Annotated in this window: 17 protein-coding genes; 5 read left to right on the forward strand and 12 right to left on the reverse strand. The window is 62.4% G+C overall.

Annotated elements, in window-relative coordinates; all coding sequences use genetic code 11:
• The first annotated feature begins 97 nt into the window (after positions 1–97).
• The 3 genes from purT (at position 98) to PHO31112_RS06015 (ending at position 2,826) form a co-directional block, all read left to right on the forward strand.
• Complete coding sequence (purT, locus tag PHO31112_RS06005; protein ID WP_150619647.1) at positions 98–1,300, forward strand: formate-dependent phosphoribosylglycinamide formyltransferase; 1,203 nt, start codon at positions 98–100, stop codon at positions 1,298–1,300.
• 194 nt (positions 1,301–1,494) lie between these two features.
• A complete protein-coding gene (locus PHO31112_RS06010; protein ID WP_150619648.1) occupies positions 1,495–1,926 on the forward strand; it encodes a MarR family winged helix-turn-helix transcriptional regulator in 432 nt (143 codons plus the stop codon).
• 87 nt (positions 1,927–2,013) lie between these two features.
• Positions 2,014–2,826 (forward strand): SDR family NAD(P)-dependent oxidoreductase, encoded by an 813-nt coding sequence (locus tag PHO31112_RS06015; RefSeq protein ID WP_217427009.1) that lies wholly within the window; start codon positions 2,014–2,016, stop codon positions 2,824–2,826.
• 14 nt (positions 2,827–2,840) lie between these two features.
• Here PHO31112_RS06015 and PHO31112_RS06020 read toward each other — a convergent pair whose 3' ends face one another.
• The 4 genes from PHO31112_RS06020 to PHO31112_RS06035 all read right to left on the reverse strand — a co-directional run bounded on the left by PHO31112_RS06020 (position 2,841) and on the right by PHO31112_RS06035 (position 5,592).
• Positions 2,841–3,836, reverse strand: a complete 996-nt coding sequence (locus PHO31112_RS06020; protein WP_150619649.1) for a glutathione S-transferase family protein — start codon at positions 3,834–3,836, stop codon at positions 2,841–2,843.
• A 143-nt stretch (positions 3,837–3,979) separates the two neighbouring features.
• Positions 3,980–4,183: a cold-shock protein gene (locus tag PHO31112_RS06025; RefSeq protein ID WP_150619650.1), complete on the reverse strand. Its 204-nt coding sequence runs from the start codon at positions 4,181–4,183 to the stop codon at positions 3,980–3,982.
• A gap of 293 nt (positions 4,184–4,476) precedes the next feature.
• On the reverse strand, positions 4,477–5,001 hold the full coding sequence (locus PHO31112_RS06030; RefSeq protein WP_150619651.1) for a GNAT family N-acetyltransferase: 525 nt from the start codon (positions 4,999–5,001) through the stop codon (positions 4,477–4,479).
• Between the two features lie 255 nt (positions 5,002–5,256).
• Positions 5,257–5,592 (reverse strand): hypothetical protein, encoded by a 336-nt coding sequence (locus tag PHO31112_RS06035; RefSeq protein ID WP_150619652.1) that lies wholly within the window; start codon positions 5,590–5,592, stop codon positions 5,257–5,259.
• A 526-nt stretch (positions 5,593–6,118) separates the two neighbouring features.
• On the opposite strand from PHO31112_RS06035, the gene PHO31112_RS06040 reads away from it, so the two are divergent.
• Entirely contained in the window at positions 6,119–7,201 is a 1,083-nt protein-coding gene (locus PHO31112_RS06040) for a GGDEF domain-containing protein (RefSeq protein ID WP_246177774.1), read from the forward strand.
• Between the two features lie 60 nt (positions 7,202–7,261).
• Here the strand turns inward: PHO31112_RS06040 and PHO31112_RS06045 are convergent, their stop codons facing one another.
• The 6 genes from PHO31112_RS06045 to PHO31112_RS27390 form a co-directional block, all read right to left on the reverse strand.
• Entirely contained in the window at positions 7,262–8,209 is a 948-nt protein-coding gene (locus tag PHO31112_RS06045; RefSeq protein WP_150619653.1) for an AEC family transporter, read from the reverse strand.
• Positions 8,210–8,211: 2 nt separating this feature from the next.
• Positions 8,212–8,955, reverse strand: a complete 744-nt coding sequence (locus tag PHO31112_RS06050) for a GntR family transcriptional regulator (protein WP_150619654.1) — start codon at positions 8,953–8,955, stop codon at positions 8,212–8,214.
• Positions 8,956–9,082: 127 nt separating this feature from the next.
• The gene (locus tag PHO31112_RS06055) at positions 9,083–9,376 is read right to left on the reverse strand and encodes a hypothetical protein (protein ID WP_150619655.1); all 294 of its coding nucleotides are present in this window, start codon (positions 9,374–9,376) and stop codon (positions 9,083–9,085) included.
• Positions 9,377–9,789: 413 nt separating this feature from the next.
• Complete coding sequence (locus PHO31112_RS06060; protein WP_150619656.1) at positions 9,790–9,981, reverse strand: hypothetical protein; 192 nt, start codon at positions 9,979–9,981, stop codon at positions 9,790–9,792.
• Positions 9,982–10,090: 109 nt separating this feature from the next.
• The gene (locus tag PHO31112_RS06065; protein WP_150619657.1) at positions 10,091–10,297 is read right to left on the reverse strand and encodes a hypothetical protein; all 207 of its coding nucleotides are present in this window, start codon (positions 10,295–10,297) and stop codon (positions 10,091–10,093) included.
• A 405-nt stretch (positions 10,298–10,702) separates the two neighbouring features.
• On the reverse strand, positions 10,703–10,855 hold the full coding sequence (locus PHO31112_RS27390; protein ID WP_217427010.1) for a hypothetical protein: 153 nt from the start codon (positions 10,853–10,855) through the stop codon (positions 10,703–10,705).
• 390 nt (positions 10,856–11,245) lie between these two features.
• Here PHO31112_RS27390 and fghA point away from each other — a divergent pair, with 390 nt between their 5' ends.
• On the forward strand, positions 11,246–12,100 hold the full coding sequence (gene fghA / locus PHO31112_RS06070; RefSeq protein WP_150619658.1) for an S-formylglutathione hydrolase: 855 nt from the start codon (positions 11,246–11,248) through the stop codon (positions 12,098–12,100).
• A 28-nt stretch (positions 12,101–12,128) separates the two neighbouring features.
• Here the strand turns inward: fghA and pdxY are convergent, their stop codons facing one another.
• Together pdxY and fusA are read right to left on the reverse strand one after the other, a co-directional pair.
• The gene (gene pdxY, locus PHO31112_RS06075) at positions 12,129–12,986 is read right to left on the reverse strand and encodes a pyridoxal kinase PdxY (protein WP_150619659.1); all 858 of its coding nucleotides are present in this window, start codon (positions 12,984–12,986) and stop codon (positions 12,129–12,131) included.
• Between the two features lie 143 nt (positions 12,987–13,129).
• Positions 13,130–15,226 carry an elongation factor G gene (gene fusA / locus PHO31112_RS06080; protein ID WP_150619660.1) on the reverse strand — a complete coding sequence of 699 codons (2,097 nt, stop codon included), beginning with the start codon at positions 15,224–15,226 and terminating at the stop codon, positions 13,130–13,132.
• Positions 15,227–15,310 lie beyond the last annotated feature (84 nt).

The following is a 15,310-nucleotide window of genomic DNA, read 5'->3' on the forward strand; positions in this document are numbered from 1 at the left end:
GCGGCGCAGCGGTGGTCATGCTCGCTACAATACGGTTTTCGCGTAGGACGCTAAGGCGCGTCGACGCTTCTGATTTCTTACTCTCCAAAGGTCGAAAATGACCACTATCGGAACACCGCTGTCGCCGAACGCGACGAAGGTCATGTTGTTGGGCGCGGGCGAACTCGGCCGTGAAGTGCTGATTGCCTTGCAGCGTCTGGGGGTTGAGACGATTGCCGTGGATCGCTATGAGAACGCGCCGGGGCAGCAGGTTGCCCACCACGCTCGCACCATCGCGATGACCGATCCCGAGCAACTCAAGGCGTTGATCGAAGCCGAAAAGCCGGATCTCGTCGTGCCCGAGATCGAAGCCATTGCCACGCCGATGCTCGAAGCGCTCGAAGCGGACGGTGTGGTGCGCGTGATCCCGACGGCTCGCGCCGCGCGTCTGACGATGGATCGCGAAGGCATTCGTCGTCTGGCCGCCGAGACGCTGGGGTTGCCGACGAGCCCGTATCAGTTCTGCGATTCGCTCGAGCAATTGCAGGCCGCCATCGATGGCGGCATCGGCTATCCGTGCATCGTCAAGCCGGTGATGAGCAGTTCGGGCAAGGGGCAGAGCAAGATCGACGGCCCCGCCGACGTGAAGGCTGCATGGGATTACGCGATGGCCGGTGGCCGAGTGAGCCACGGTCGCATCATCGTCGAGGGCTTCATCAACTTCGACTACGAAATCACGCTGTTGACCGTGCGTGCGCGTGGTGCCGACGCGCAGATCGAGACGCACTTCTGTGCCCCCATCGGTCACAAGCAGGTGAGCGGCGATTATGTCGAGAGCTGGCAGCCGCATCCGATGTCGCCGGTGGCGCTCGAACGCGCTCGTCTGATCGCGCGCGATGTTACGAACAACCTCGGCGGGCAGGGCATCTTCGGTGTCGAGCTGTTCGTGAGGGGGGAAGACGTGTGGTTCAGCGAAGTCAGTCCGCGTCCGCACGACACAGGCATGGTCACGATGATTACCCAATGGCAGAACGAGTTCGAGCTGCACGCGCGCGCCATTCTCGGTCTGCCAGTCAACACCACGTTGAAGACGCCGGGCGCGAGTGCCGTCATTTACGGCGGTGTGGACGCGACGGGCATCGTGTTCGACGACGTAGATCGCGCCCTGCAAGTGCCGCAAACCGACATTCGTCTGTTCGGCAAGCCGGAGAGCTTCGTGAAGCGCCGTATGGGTGTTGCGCTGGCGTATGACAACGATCTGGATGTCGCTCGCAGCAACGCGGTCGAAGCCGCCAGTCGTGTGAAGCCGCGCGCTGTCTGATCCGAGGCGGATCATTACGCAAGCATCACGCAGCGTCACGCAGCATTGCGCATTGAAGCGATAGATGGGCATCGTGGGTAACGGCTCACGATGCCCTTTTTTATTTTTGTGGTTGCGAAGTGCAACTATTAAGTTGTATTGTACAACTATATTGGAGTGCATTTCAGCGAAATACCAATGGGAGCGTTTGCACAGTGAGCCCCGATCCGTCGTTGGTCGAATCCATTCGCGCCGTATCGCGCGAGATGGTCCGGGAGTTGGGTTTCATGGGCGGTAATTTTGCCGGCACTGACCTTTCGCCGTCCGCTGTCCATGCGTTGATCGAGATCGAGCGCGGCGGTATCACGGCGCGCGACCTTGGCGCGCGACTACGTCTCGAGAAGTCGAGCGTCAGCCGGATGCTGCGCAAGCTGGTGCAGTCCGGCGATGTCGGCGAAGCGGTCTCGGAGCACGACGCCCGTGTGAAGCGGTTGTTCCTGACACCGGTCGGCAAGAAGCGCGTGGCAGGAATTCACGCGTTCGCTCGCGCGCAGGTGATGGAGGCGCTGGGCCGTCTGGAGCGCGGGCAGGACCGCATCGTACTGGAAGGAATGCGGCTTTACGCCGCCGCGTTGAAGCAACGTTGACGAGTGCGTGCCTGGGCGTGTGACGCAGGCTCGGAAACGTTGCCCGGGCGAAGCCGTCCTGAAACAACATCTAGAGAGGTCGCCACCATGAACGATTTCCCCTCGCTGACCGAACTTGCCGGGCCGATGCCCGTCAGTGTGCCCGCTGGAAGGCTCGACGGCCGCGTGTGCCTCGTCATGGGTGGCACCAGCGGTATCGGCCGCGCCACGGCCTTGCGTATGGCTCAGGAGGGGGCGCGTGCCGTGATCGTCACTGGACGGCGCAAGGAGCTCGGAGGCGCACTGGCCGACGATATCCGGCGGCTCGGGGCGGAGGGCTTGTTCGTCAGCACGGATTTGACGTGCGAAACGGATATCGTCGGCGCGGTCACGCAAACGATGACGCAATTCGGCCGGCTCGATGCGGTGTTCAACAACGCCGGTTTCCAAGAGCCGCGTGCGCGATTGGCTGACCAGACTGATGCTGTGTACTCACAGGTGTTCGACACCAATGTTCGCGCTGTCTTTCACGCGATGCGTCACGAGATTTCAGCGCTTCTCGCCTCCGGTGGCGGCACGATCGTCAACAACACGAGTGTGAGCGGCGTACGAAATCCCAATGCCGGGCTCGCGCTCTATGGTGCCTCCAAGGCGGCGCTCAATTCGCTCACTCGTGCCGCCGCGATGGAATATGCCCCTTCGGGCATTCGCATCAACGCGGTCGCGCCCGGGCGTGTGGTGACGGCCATGATGCTCGCCTCGGGCATTGCGGATATGCGCAGCGTTGCGGCGGGTCTTCCGCTCAAGCGGATGGGGCATCCCGAGGAGGTCGCCGCTGCCGTCGTCTGGCTGAGTTCAAGTGAGTCCAGTTATGTCGTTGGACATGTTCTGGCAGCAGACGGCGGCTTTCTTGCAGGTTGAACTGGCGCCGTGACTCAGGGACTCGGTAGCGTCATCATTCGCGCCCGGCCATGCGGAGCATCGAAACCCTGCAACGGGCCTTTGGGCACGATACCCGTCGGATTGATGGTTCGATGACTTTCGTAGTAGTGGCGCTTGATGTGCTCGAAATTCACCGTGGCTGCGATGCCTGGCTGCTGATAGATGTCACGCGTGTAGGCAGAAAGATTCGGATAGTCGGCAATGCGTCGCAGGTTGCACTTGAAATGGCCGACATACACGGCATCGAAGCGGATCAGCGTGGTGAAGAATCGAATGTCCGCTTCCGTCATGCGCTCGCCGGTCAGGAAGCGGCGGGTGGCCAGACGTGCATCGAGCCAATCCAGCGTCTCGAACAGCGGCGCGACGGCTTCCTCGTAGGCCACCTGCGTCGTGGCAAAACCAGCTTTGTAGACGCCGTTGTTCACGGTGTCGTAGATGCGGGCGTTCAGGCTGTCGATTTCCTCGCGAAGGGCGAGCGGGTAGTAGTCCCCTGGGGTCGCACCGAGCGCATCGAAGGTGCTATTGAACATGCGGAGGATTTCCGAAGACTCGTTGCTGACGATCGTGCGGCGTACGTTGTCCCACAGCACGGGCACGGTGACACGGCCGGTGAAGTGTTCGTCGGCGGCGAGGTAGACGTCGCGCAGAAAAGGCGCGCGGCCCACCGGATCGCCGGTGACGCCGGGGCCGGGTTGGAACGTCCAGCCGTCGTCGAGCATCAGCCAGTTCACGACCGCCACGGGAATCATGTCCTGCAAACCCTTCAGGGCACGCATGATGAGCGTGCGATGCGCCCATGGGCAGGCATAACTCACGTACAGTAGGTAGCGATCGCGTTGCGCTGCAAAGCCACCTTCGCCGCTGGGGCCGGCAGCACCGTCCGGTGTGACCCAGTGGCGGAAGGTGGCGGGGCGTCGCTCGAAGCGTCCGCCAGTGGCGTGTGTGTCGTACCCGTCAGTGTGCCATTCGCCGTCTACCAGTAAGCCCATCGTCACCTCCGGATTGAAAGGTTCAGCATACCTGCAAAAACGAAAAAACCCCGCGTGAGCGGGGTTTTCAGTTCGGGCAGGCCTTGCGGCGCTATCCGAGGCGCGTCGATCGCGTTAGCGATCAGCAGCGAAACATCCGTCGCTTACAGCGGCTGGATGTTGCTGGCCTGACGGCCCTTCGGTCCCATCTTCACTTCGAAGCTGACCTTTTGGTTCTCTTGCAGCGACTTGAAACCCTTCGATTGGATTTCCGAGAAGTGAGCGAAGAGATCGTCACCACCTTCGTCCGGCGTAATGAATCCAAAACCCTTGGCGTCGTTAAACCACTTGACGGTACCAGTTGCCATTTCTTAAATCCTTAAAGTTTTCAAATGAGCGAGCGAGAAGCTCAGCGAGCGCATGACATTAAAGCTGATCAGGTACAACCGAGTTGACGCAGAGGGCGACATTAGATGACACAAGACTCGCCATACAACGTTCATGCACCCGTTTTTTTACGGGAAAGGTGGGAAGGTGTCAAGCAGGGAAACTTTAGATTGTTGATCCACGCCAGTTTCAAGCCATTTTTCGCTGCGTTGCGGTATGCATTCGGTATGGCCGGGCGACCGGTCTGACTACCATTGCGATGGCACGTCCGAAGTCATATCTTTTCGGTCTGCCAGACGTAACGCAATGCCGGCACTTCAATGCCGGGCGACACCGCAATCGGATGAACCCTACCCGCGCGGCCCCCGAGCCGGTCGTAGAACTGCCGGGCGCGCGTATTGCTTGCGAGCACCCAGAGATAAAGCGCAGCGTCAGGATCGAGGGCGCTCGCCCAGTCCCTTACCTGATGGAACAAGGCCCGGCCAATGCCCCGACCTTGCCACGTGGCGGCCACGTGGAGGTTATCGAGCAAGATGCCGTCACCGCCAGATAACGCACATACAAATCCGGCGAGCGATCCATTCGCCATGTCGGGACAGGCTTTCCATATACGCATTGCGGGATCGTCGGCGCGCATGAAACGGTCGCGCCACAACGCAGCGTGTTCTTGCACGAGATGAGAGCGCACATGTTCCGTCGGCAGCATATGCGCATACGTCGCTTGCCAACTACGCGCGTGCAACTCGGCGATAGGCGCAACGTCCGCCATCGTCGCCGGCAGGATGCGGGGTGATGTCATGCTGGCGCTCCCATTGATTGGGAGGCATGCTCGGCACAATGAGAAGCGCCGTCACCGAAAACGGCGTGCGCCAGAATATCCTCGGGCGAAGTGATGGAAAGCGTGTCTTGTGGCGTGGACGCAACGCGAGCGCTGGCTTGCCAGGCTGTCATGGACGTGTCATCGCGCTATGCGGTTTGAGTGAAAGAGAACGGCAGAGTGAGCCGCTTTGCCATGCGCGCTCACTCAACGTTCACTATAACGCGGTGCACGACTTCAGGCACGCGAATGCGGATGCCGCTGGCTGGCCACTGTCGGGTGTGCACGGTGCGTCGTTTTGGGCGGCAACGCGTGATGTGCCTTCATGGCCGTCTTGCCGTGCGCTGTCTTGTGCGCGTGAGATTTCTTATGCGCAGACGTCTTCGCCGACGCTTTCGTCGCGGCGCCGTGGTGGCGATGCTTCGATGACGAGGCATGCTGCGCTTTGGCGTGATGACCGGGCCGGGTGTGGGCGGCGGAAGCGGCGAATGCCGAGGCCGAGAACATCGCAAACGTTGCCAGCGCAAGAGCGACGCCGACGTTGCGCAGGGTGCGCGGGTAGAGCATGGACAACAGGGTCTCCGTAGGTTTGAGTGCTGGCGTCGCCGGCGGGTGTGCCGCGCCGCCGCCGCCCAATCGGGTCGCGCCACCAGCTTTGTCACTGACAGTGCGTTCGAGCGGCCGCGATTGTAGGGCTGCAAAAATGACTTGTCGAGATGGTCGGCCGACCGTCCGAATGAGGCGTTGAGTCACGGCCAACGAATTTGGTGCGCTGCCGCATGATCTGCCTATGAACTAGGTATTTTCCCTAGCAACACAAAAAACCCCACCACGGCTCGATTTCATGGCGGCAAAATTCAGTGGCACTGCCCTTCAATTTGATGGGCGAGTGCCGTTAACGGCCTCATGACAGTCTCCTTGCCGACTGTCATCATGACGGCCTCACCATGGGCTCGGCGAACGCGTTCGATATTATTCGTTCCGGCCTGTTACTTGTCCTCCGGCGCGCATGACGGGCGCGACGCCGAAGCGCCAGGGCACGATGCAGGGCAAACAAGCTAGGCGGCCGCGAAGTGCCGCGTGTCTCTCGAGACCTTACGTGGCAACCAACCAGGCACCGACGCTCGACTCCCTGCAATCGCTGCTGGCGACCGTCCAGCGCAATGAGCGTTCGTTAAAACGTTTTCAGGACATCGAGTTGGCGCTGATGGGGGCGCCCGACTTCGGTCAGTTTCTGGAAGTGATGCTCAACCGCTTGCGGCACGATTTCGATCTGTCGGGGGTGCGTCTGATGCTCGCCGAGGTCGACGACACGTTGCGCGATCTCATCGACACTGCCGAAGGCATTCGTGCGCTCGACGCCGGTCTTTGCATCGCGCAGGATGCCGGTACGTTCTCTGCCGTGTGTGGCGACGGCCAACTCTGGATCGGCGCGCCGCGTGAGCGCCATGCGCCGCTCTTCGGGCCGCGCGCGCCTGCGAGTGCCGTCGTTATGCCACTGGCCCGCAACGGCCGCTATCTCGGCATCATCGCACTGGGCAGCCGTGACGCGCGCCGCTTCTCGCCGGAAATGGCGACCGATTTTCTCGAACGCTTCGGCGCGGTCGTTGCCGTATGTCTCGAGAACATGTGGAATCGCGAACGCCTCAAGCGCATCGGCCTGACCGATCCGCTTACCGGGCTCTCGAATCGCCGCTATTTCGATCAGCGCTTGCGTGAAGAAGTGGTGCGCGGCGCACGTTATGGTGCGCCGCTCGCGTGTCTGTTGATCGATATCGACCATTTCAAGCGCGTCAACGATAGCCATGGTCACGCCACCGGCGACCGTGCGTTGCGCGCGGCCAGTGTGTGCATGCGTGCGCAATTGAGAGTGACGGATACCCTCGCACGTTACGGTGGGGAAGAGTTCGCCGCGCTGCTCGTGCAGACGGAACAGAGCTGGGCGGGGACGGTTGCCGAGCGGGTACGTCGCGCTGTGGCGCGGTTGGAAGTTCCGGACGACGACGGTGCGCCCGTGCCGCTCACGATTTCCATTGGCTTGGCGAGTGTGGACCCGCGCGATAGTCACGACCCTGAGACGCTCCCGATGCGTCTGCTTGGCGCTGCCGACGCGGCGCTGTACACCGCAAAGCGTTCCGGTCGCGACCGCGTCGTCGTGGCCTCCGCAGCGACGCTGCGCTGAGCGTATCGCCGGCGGACGGCAACAAGCCCGAAATGTCGCCGGGGCTTGCTTGCCCCTGTCTTATCGACCGCTGAACCAGCCGATCAGCAGCGATACCGTCACCACCGAAAGCACCGTCGAAATCAGAATCGCGCGCGAGGCGACAGCGGCTTCACGTCCGTACAGTTGCGCCAGCATGAATGGCCCCGTGCCGATGGGCAGGGCCGAGAGTAGCAGTGCGCTGTGCGCCCAGATCGCCGGAAGATCGAAGACGCGGAACGCCAGAAATGCCGTGACCGCCGGTTGAAAGACGAGCTTGAGTCCGACGAGACGTCCCACCGCGCGTGCAATCCGAGGCTCTTTCGCCGCCCCCGAGCTCTGCGCGAGAAACATGCCGATCGCCACTAGTGCGCACGGACTGGCCGCCCCGCCGAGCAACGTGGTGAAGTGCAACACGGGGGCGGGCAGCGCAATACCTGCGGCCGCAAACGCCATGCCGGCGAACGGCGAAACGACGAGCGGATTGCGTACCAGCGCCCGGACGACGAAGCCCGCCGTGCGACGCCAGTTCGGTGTGGCTTGCAGATCCGTCTCGATGATTGCGATGGAGATGGCGAAGAGCACGGTTGCCGTGAGCAGCATCGCGACGACCACCGCCGGTACGCTGGCCGGACCGAAGGCCACGAGACATAGCGGCAATCCCATGAACCCGGCGTTCGGATAGGCCGCGCCCATGCCTTCGATGCTGGCGTCGGTCAGACGTCCGCGCACCGTGCGATCGAGCATGAAAGACAGCGCGAACGTTGCGGCCATGCCGCCGCCGAATGCCCCCAGAAACCCAGGGTTGACCAGCTCCGCCCATGTGATCTGCGCCATCGACTGGAACAGCACGGCAGGCAGCGCGAGATAGACGACGAAGCGGTTGAGTGCGTCGAGCGCAGCCTCGCCGAGCCAGGCACGACGGGCGCACAGATAGCCGACGAAAATCAGCCCGAAGACGGGGAGGGCGGCAGAGATGACGGCTTGCATGATCAATGCGACGCGGCCAGCCGCGCGAGCCACTCGCGACGCGCGTTGCCGCCATCCGCTTCGGTGTGTTCGCGGGCGGCGGTCTCGGCGCCATTGGCATCCCCTGCCGCGATGCGCGCGACAATTTCCCCGTGTTCGTGCCAGACAACTTCCTGCATCGGCATGGCTCCAAGCGTCGCAGCCATCGCCCGCATGATGTGCGCCCATTGCGGCGCGACCGTCTGCGCGATCAGCGGGTTGCCCGACGCGTCATGCAGCGCCGTGTGAAACGCAACCTCAATGCGTACCTGACGCGCTACCGGTGTGCCTCGCGTCATCGCCATGCCTGTCGCAACCGCCTGCTGCAGACGGCGCAGTTCCGGCTCGCTCAACGTGCCTTGCGCCATACGTGTGGCTGCGAGCCGCGCCGCCAGACCGTCAAGGGCCGTGCGCACCTGATAGAGCTGGCGCAGGTGATCGGCATCGATGGGGGCGACCTCCAGGCCCTGACGCCCGCTGTCGCAAACCAGACCGTCGCGCTTGAGCAACTGCAAAGCATGGCTGACGGGCTGGCGCGACACACCTAGCGAATCGGCCAGTTCGGCTTGCCGGATGCGCTCGCCCGGGGGCAGCGTGAGATCCGCAATGGCGTCGCGCAGACGCGAATAGACCTGATCGATCAGTACGGGCGTGCTCACAAGGGGTTCAAGCGGCGCGAGGGGCCGGTCGGTTGCCGTCGAGTCGGGGGATGCAGCGGGGTTCGACATGGAATTCCGGGGCTCGCCGGTCTCTGTGATATCTGGAATTCCGAATTCTACGCTTGCGAACAGACGCTGGCGCGCTTTTTTGACCCATGGCAGTCGTGAGGGGGAAGCGAGAATAGCGGGACTTACGTCAGTCGCTCGGGTCCAGTTCGGGGGGGGCGACGAAAGCGGTGCGCGCGGGTGTCTGAAGCAGGGCCTGAACGGTGGTGCGGGTGCGCTGGAGGCGACAGGCGAGCGCCCACGCGTCGGCCTCGTGTTCGAATAAACCGACGATCAGGTGCGGTTCTGCGGCAAAGCCGTCGGAAAACAGGCCGATGTTCTTCGCGATCATCTCGCTCGCCCGCTCCACCGACACGGTGTATTGGCGCGGCGAACGGTATTGATTGATGACTACGGCAAAGGCGCGGGAGAACGCGTCGGACATGCGGGGACCTCCTCTGTCGGCGTCGTGCGAAGTCTCCGATCTCGATCATCGGAACTACGCACTCGGCGTTGCACTTCCGGTGATTGTAGGCGATGGCGAGGCACATGTCGGGACAAAAGCGGTGGGCATGCGCGTGGCCGATAGCGCGTGCCGGCGGCAGCAAAAAAAGCCGCCGAGCGGGTCGGCGGCGCAACAGAGAGGGTGACAGCGCAACCGAAGTTGCCGAAGACCAGCATAGGTGGCAGCGATGACAGCGTCGTGACCGTTGTGTTTGACGATGGGCTCGACACCTGCCGTGACCCGCTGCCAGTTCGGAACACGAAATTCTGAAAAAATTTCGGGAAAAGCACCCACCGCGCGCGCTGCGCGCCAGAGGCCTTCCGTTGTTCAATGCGGCTGAGTGCGTAGGCCGGCTACACGAGCACGGGCAACGCCTCCACGACAAGGAGCGCAACGAGCGCTCCGGCCACCGCGCCGGCCGCACGCAGGCCGTAGCGCGTGCTGCGGGTCGCGACGGGGATGCCGCCAACGAGCAAGGCACCGGCCACCGCCATCGGCAGGAACAACGTCAAGTCGTAAAGGTTGAAGTGGAATATGGGCAGCATTCTTGTCTCCTCACCTGAATCGCGCTTCCACTATAGGACGGCGGCGGAGGATGCCCAAGTTTGGTGCGGCGCAGCATGTTGCTGCGCAGAGAATGCCGCTCTGGCGGTATCAATCTTCTTGACGCACGGCGTGCATCTTGCGGCGTGCGTTCCACATCGCCATGTCTTTGCGAGTACGTATGCGGTCACCGGCATTGATGTCCGCGGGCCGTGCACTCGGGGCGGAGGCCGCAACGTCGTTAGCTTCGCTGCGCGCCTGCACCATCATGACGAGCGTAAGCAGCGAGGCGGCAAGCGCCAGCAAGATCAGCTTCATATGACCCCCGGGGCGAATCTCTGGTGAATCTGGTCGGTGTTATGCATCGTCGTTTTCGTCCTGGCCGGTCCGCCAAAGGGGACCGTGCCGGTGAGGGTGGCGCGATGCTTCTGTGATGCACTGCTTGACGGATTACGTTGCCGCGACTGCCTGACGGGAGGGGGCTTCGGTGCGTCCGACGCTGGCTGAGGCCGCGTCTCGTACTGCGCGACGGATCATAGCCAGCGATTATGACAACGCGCCGCGGAGATCAAATTCTCACTGGCGGTGCAGCACGTCACCTCACATCCTTTAACGTATAGCGACGGCTGCGGCGAAAAGTTTAGAAATCCTGACACTTTTTTTGAGCACGGGTCAAAAGCGAGATCCCACCGCGTTTTGGCCCGTATCTCGCCGACGGTGCGTTTACGCCTGATGCGAGCCGTCGTTGTGCGGCCCGCCCGCCTGACCGGCCGGCGGGCCGCCGCGCTCAGGCAAGACCATGGCGGCAAGCGACGCCGGCGCTGCGCCTGCCTGGACAAGCTCGTGCATCACGTCTGGCGACGTGCCGAGGGCCACCACAAGTCCGGTCAGTCCGGCCCAGGTCGACGGCTCGAGCCGCCGGGAAAGGAGAAAGGAGAAGGCTCATGAGCCACCTCCCGGTGTCGTATCGTCGAGCGAGGTCTTGCCGCTGAAGTAGAACGGCGTCATGTGGTGACATCGGCATGGGGCGCTCCTTGTAACGAGTCAGGGACACCAACCCTAGCGATGCGCGTTTGCCTGTCACAAGGCGACAAGCGCGACATAGATGCCGTCATCCGGCGCACACCGACATGCGTTGTACGCCCTGGGTGCCTTGGCGATGTCACGCGTCGCCGCGCGAGGTAAGATAGCTGCCGTATCGCAATGGCGGCCAGATGGCTGGTAGCGATGCCATTACCGGCTTCCCGAACTTTCCCGGATTTCGTCATGCTTGAACTCATTTCAGAACACCGTTGTTTCGGCGGCGCGCAGCGCTTCTATCGTCACGCCTCGACCACCATCGGTCTGCCGATGCGTTTTTCGGTGTTCCTGCCGCCGCAAGTGCGCGACGGCCGTGCAGTGCCTGCGCTGTTTTATCTTGCGGGGCTGACCTGCACGGAAGAGACGTTCATGATCAAGGGCGGCGCACAGTGGCTGGCCGCAGAACATGGCGTGGCGCTGATTGCCCCCGACACGAGCCCGCGCGGTGCGGGTGTGCCGGGTGAGACCGATGCGTGGGATTTCGGCGTCGGCGCAGGCTTCTATCTCGACGCGACGCAGGCGCCATGGTCCACGAACTATCGCATGTACAGCTATCTTGTCGACGAACTCTACGCATTGGTGACGCAATCGCTGCCCATCGACGCGGAGCACGTCGGCATCTTCGGCCACTCGATGGGGGGACATGGTGCATTGACGCTCGCGCTGCGCAACCCTGACAAATTCCGCTCGGTGTCGGCGTTCGCACCGATTGCGGCGCCGATGCGTTGCCCGTGGGGCGAGAAGGCGTTCACCGGGTATCTGGGGACGGATCGAGAAACGTGGCGGCAGTACGATGCCAGCGAACTGATGGCGAAGGCCGGGCAGATGGTGTTCCCGGGCGGCATTCTGATCGATCAGGGCCTGAACGACCAGTTCCTGGAAGCGCAACTGAACCCGGACATCTTCGAGCAGGCATGCCGCGACGCCGGCCAGCCGCTGACGCTGCGACGTCACAACAGCTACGATCACGGCTACTACTTCATCCAGACCTTCATGGCGGACCATCTGTCACATCACGCCGAACAACTGCGCACGTATTGATTCGCCCGGCGCCGTACTGTCTGCACTGTCAGACCGCCCGCGCCTCGTAATGGCGCGGCGGCGTGACGATCTCGTCTTGCGCCCGCACGATTTCCAACTCATAACGGCCGGCGAGATGCGTGGCGCGCAGCACGGCGTCGACTGCGGCAAGCGTGTGCTCGAACGCCGCACGTGTCGTATCGCCCTTGAGCAAGCGCGCGAGGAAGACACCCGAGGTCAGGTCGCCCACGCCCACAGGCTGACGCGCGAACGGATACAGCGGACGGTAGCCATGCCAGGCCTCGTTGTTCGTCACCACCAGCATGTCGAACCGATCGGCAGGCTTGCCGGCGTATTCCAGATGCTTGACGAGCACCATCTTCGGCCCGCGCGAGAGTAGGGCGCGGCATGCCGCGACGGCATCGTCGAGCGTGTCGATCGGGTGCTGCGAGAGCTTCTCCAGCTCGAGATGATTGGGGGCCATGATGTCGGCCGCCGCAGGCATGTGTTCGACGAGATATTGTTCGATGCCCGGCTTGACCTGGCACCCTTTCTCGGGATGCCCCATCACCGGGTCGCACAGGTAGATCGCGGCGGGATTGGCCTGTTTGACGCGCTGCACCGCCGCGAGCACGAAGCCCGCCTGCTCCGGCGCACCGAGATAGCCGGAGAGTACGGCGTCGCAATGTCCCAGCTCACCGATGTCGTCTATGCCATCGACAAGCCGCAGGATTTCCTCGCTGGGCAACGCTTGCCCGGTCCATTTGCCGTATTGGGTGTGATTGGAGAACTGCACCGTGTTGATCGGCCAGACGTTGACGCCAAGACGCCGCATCGGGAACTCGGCGGCGCTGTTTCCGGCGTGGCCGAACACGACATGAGACTGGATGCTGAGGATGTTCTTCATATTGACGTGACGCGCTAAGGCAAAAAGGACAACGCCCGCTAGCGGAACGATCCTGTCGGGAGACGAGAGCGTGCCAGTCGCGGGCGTTGATCGTCAGCGCGGTGTGCAGCCTGTTCTGCCCGCCGCGCCCGACGTCTGATGCGTTACTTCTTGGACGAAATGATGGCGTCGGCCACGTTCTTCGGTGCCTCGGCGTAGTGCTTGAATTCCATCGTATAGGTGGCGCGCCCTTGTGTGAGCGAGCGCAGCGACGTCGAGTAGCCGAACATTTCCGAGAGTGGCACTTCGGCGCGCACGATCTTGCCGCCGCCCACGATGTCGTCCATGCCCTGCATGATGCCGCGACGCCCTGAGAGGTCGCCCATCACGTTACCCATGAACTCTTCGGGCGTTTCGACTTCCACGGCCATCATCGGCTCGAGCAGCACCGGATCGGCTTTGCGCATTGCCTCCTTGAAGGCCATCGAGCCTGCCATGCGGAACGCGTTCTCGTTCGAGTCCACGTCGTGGTACGAACCGAACGTGAGCGTGACCTTCACGTTGACGACCGGATAGCCGGCCACCACGCCACTGTTGAGCGTCTCGCGAATGCCTTTGTCCACGGCCGGGATGTACTCGCGCGGCACCACGCCGCCCTTGATCGCGTCGACGAATTCGTACGGCTTTTCCTTGTCCGGCTCGAGCGAGATGACGACATCACCGTACTGGCCACGGCCGCCCGATTGCTTGACGAATTTGCCCTGCACGTCTTCGACTTTCTTGCGCACCGTTTCGCGATAGGCGACTTGCGGCTTGCCGACGGTCGCTTCCACGCCGAACTCTCGACGCATGCGGTCGACCAGAATTTCGAGGTGCAGCTCGCCCATACCTGAGATGATCGTCTGCCCCGATTCTTCATCGGTCTGCACGCGGAACGACGGATCTTCCTGCGCCAGACGATTGAGCGCGAGGCCCATCTTTTCCTGATCGCCCTTGGTCTTCGGTTCGACGGCCTGTGAAATCACCGGCTCCGGAAATTCCATCTTCTCCAGAATGATGACGTTGTTCGGGTCGCACAGCGTGTCGCCAGTCGTTGCTTCCTTCAGGCCGACGGCGGCGGCGATGTCACCCGCGCGCACTTCCTTGATTTCCTGGCGCGTATTCGCGTGCATTTGCAGAATGCGGCCCAGTCGCTCTTTCTTGCCCTTGAGCGGGTTGAGCACCGTGCCACCCGATTCGATCACGCCGGAGTACACGCGGAAGAAGATCAATTGGCCGACGAACGGGTCGGTCATGATCTTGAACGCGAGGGCGGCGAACGGCTCGTCATCCGACGGATGGCGCTCGATTTCCTTGTCGTCCTCATCGTGACCGGCGATGGCGGGCACGTCGACCGGCGAGGGCAGGTAATCGATCACGGCGTCGAGCATGGCCTGCACGCCCTTGTTCTTGAAGGCGGTGCCACACAGCATCGGCACGATCTCACCCGCGACAGTGCGCTTGCGCAACCCTGCCTGGATTTCCGCCTCGGTCAGCGTTTCGCCGCCGAGATACTTCTCGAGCAGCGCCTCATCGGCCTCGGCGGCGGCTTCGATCATCTTCTCGTGCCATTCCTGCGCCGTGTCCTTGAGGTTGGCGGGAATGTCGACATACTCGAACTTCACGCCCTTCGATTCTTCGTCCCAGACGATGCCTTTCATCTTCACGAGATCGACCACGCCCTGGAAGCCGTCCTCGGCGCCGATGGGAATCTGGATCGGCACGGCGTTGCCGCGCAGACGTTCGTGAATCTGCTTGTAGACACGGAAGAAGTCGGCGCCCACGCGGTCCATCTTGTTGACGAACGCGATGCGCGGCACCTTGTATTTGTTGGCCTGACGCCAGACCGTCTCGGATTGCGGCTGCACGCCACCGACCGAGTCGTAGACCATGCACGCACCATCGAGCACGCGCATCGACCGCTCGACTTCAATGGTGAAGTCGACGTGGCCCGGCGTGTCGATGATGTTGATGCGATGTTCGGGATAGTTGCCGGCCATGCCGCGCCAGAAGCAGGTTGTCGCGGCGGACGTGATCGTGATGCCGCGTTCTTGTTCCTGCTCCATCCAGTCCATCGTGGCAGCGCCTTCGTGGACTTCGCCCAGCTTGTGGTTGACGCCCGTGTAGAACAGGATGCGTTCGGTCGTCGTTGTTTTGCCAGCGTCGATATGAGCACTGATGCCGATGTTGCGATAGCGCTCGATGGGGGTCTTTCGGGCCACGGTACACCTCTTTTCCGGACGGTGGGGAAAAAACATAACAGCAGCCATCATACTCCAATGTTGCAATGCCGCGCAGGCGGCGAT

Source organism: Pandoraea horticolens (assembly GCF_902459555.1).
Classification (GTDB): domain Bacteria; phylum Pseudomonadota; class Gammaproteobacteria; order Burkholderiales; family Burkholderiaceae; genus Pandoraea; species Pandoraea horticolens.

Excerpts from the sequence above, each read along its gene's own strand:
- fghA (WP_150619658.1), top strand. The coding sequence starts at position 11,246 with ATGCTTGAACTCATTTCAGAACACCGTTGTTTCGGCGGCGCGCAGCGC.
- PHO31112_RS06060 (WP_150619656.1), bottom strand. The coding sequence starts at position 9,981 with ATGCTGCCCATATTCCACTTCAACCTTTACGACTTGACGTTGTTCCTG.
- PHO31112_RS06025 (WP_150619650.1), bottom strand. The coding sequence starts at position 4,183 with ATGGCAACTGGTACCGTCAAGTGGTTTAACGACGCCAAGGGTTTTGGA.
- PHO31112_RS06045 (WP_150619653.1), bottom strand. The coding sequence starts at position 8,209 with ATGCAAGCCGTCATCTCTGCCGCCCTCCCCGTCTTCGGGCTGATTTTC.
- PHO31112_RS06020 (WP_150619649.1), bottom strand. The coding sequence starts at position 3,836 with ATGGGCTTACTGGTAGACGGCGAATGGCACACTGACGGGTACGACACA.
- purT (WP_150619647.1), top strand. The coding sequence starts at position 98 with ATGACCACTATCGGAACACCGCTGTCGCCGAACGCGACGAAGGTCATG.
- PHO31112_RS06015 (WP_217427009.1), top strand. The coding sequence starts at position 2,014 with ATGAACGATTTCCCCTCGCTGACCGAACTTGCCGGGCCGATGCCCGTC.
- pdxY (WP_150619659.1), bottom strand. The coding sequence starts at position 12,986 with ATGAAGAACATCCTCAGCATCCAGTCTCATGTCGTGTTCGGCCACGCC.
- PHO31112_RS06050 (WP_150619654.1), bottom strand. The coding sequence starts at position 8,955 with ATGTCGAACCCCGCTGCATCCCCCGACTCGACGGCAACCGACCGGCCC.
- PHO31112_RS06065 (WP_150619657.1), bottom strand. The coding sequence starts at position 10,297 with ATGAAGCTGATCTTGCTGGCGCTTGCCGCCTCGCTGCTTACGCTCGTC.
- PHO31112_RS06030 (WP_150619651.1), bottom strand. The coding sequence starts at position 5,001 with ATGACATCACCCCGCATCCTGCCGGCGACGATGGCGGACGTTGCGCCT.
- PHO31112_RS06055 (WP_150619655.1), bottom strand. The coding sequence starts at position 9,376 with ATGTCCGACGCGTTCTCCCGCGCCTTTGCCGTAGTCATCAATCAATAC.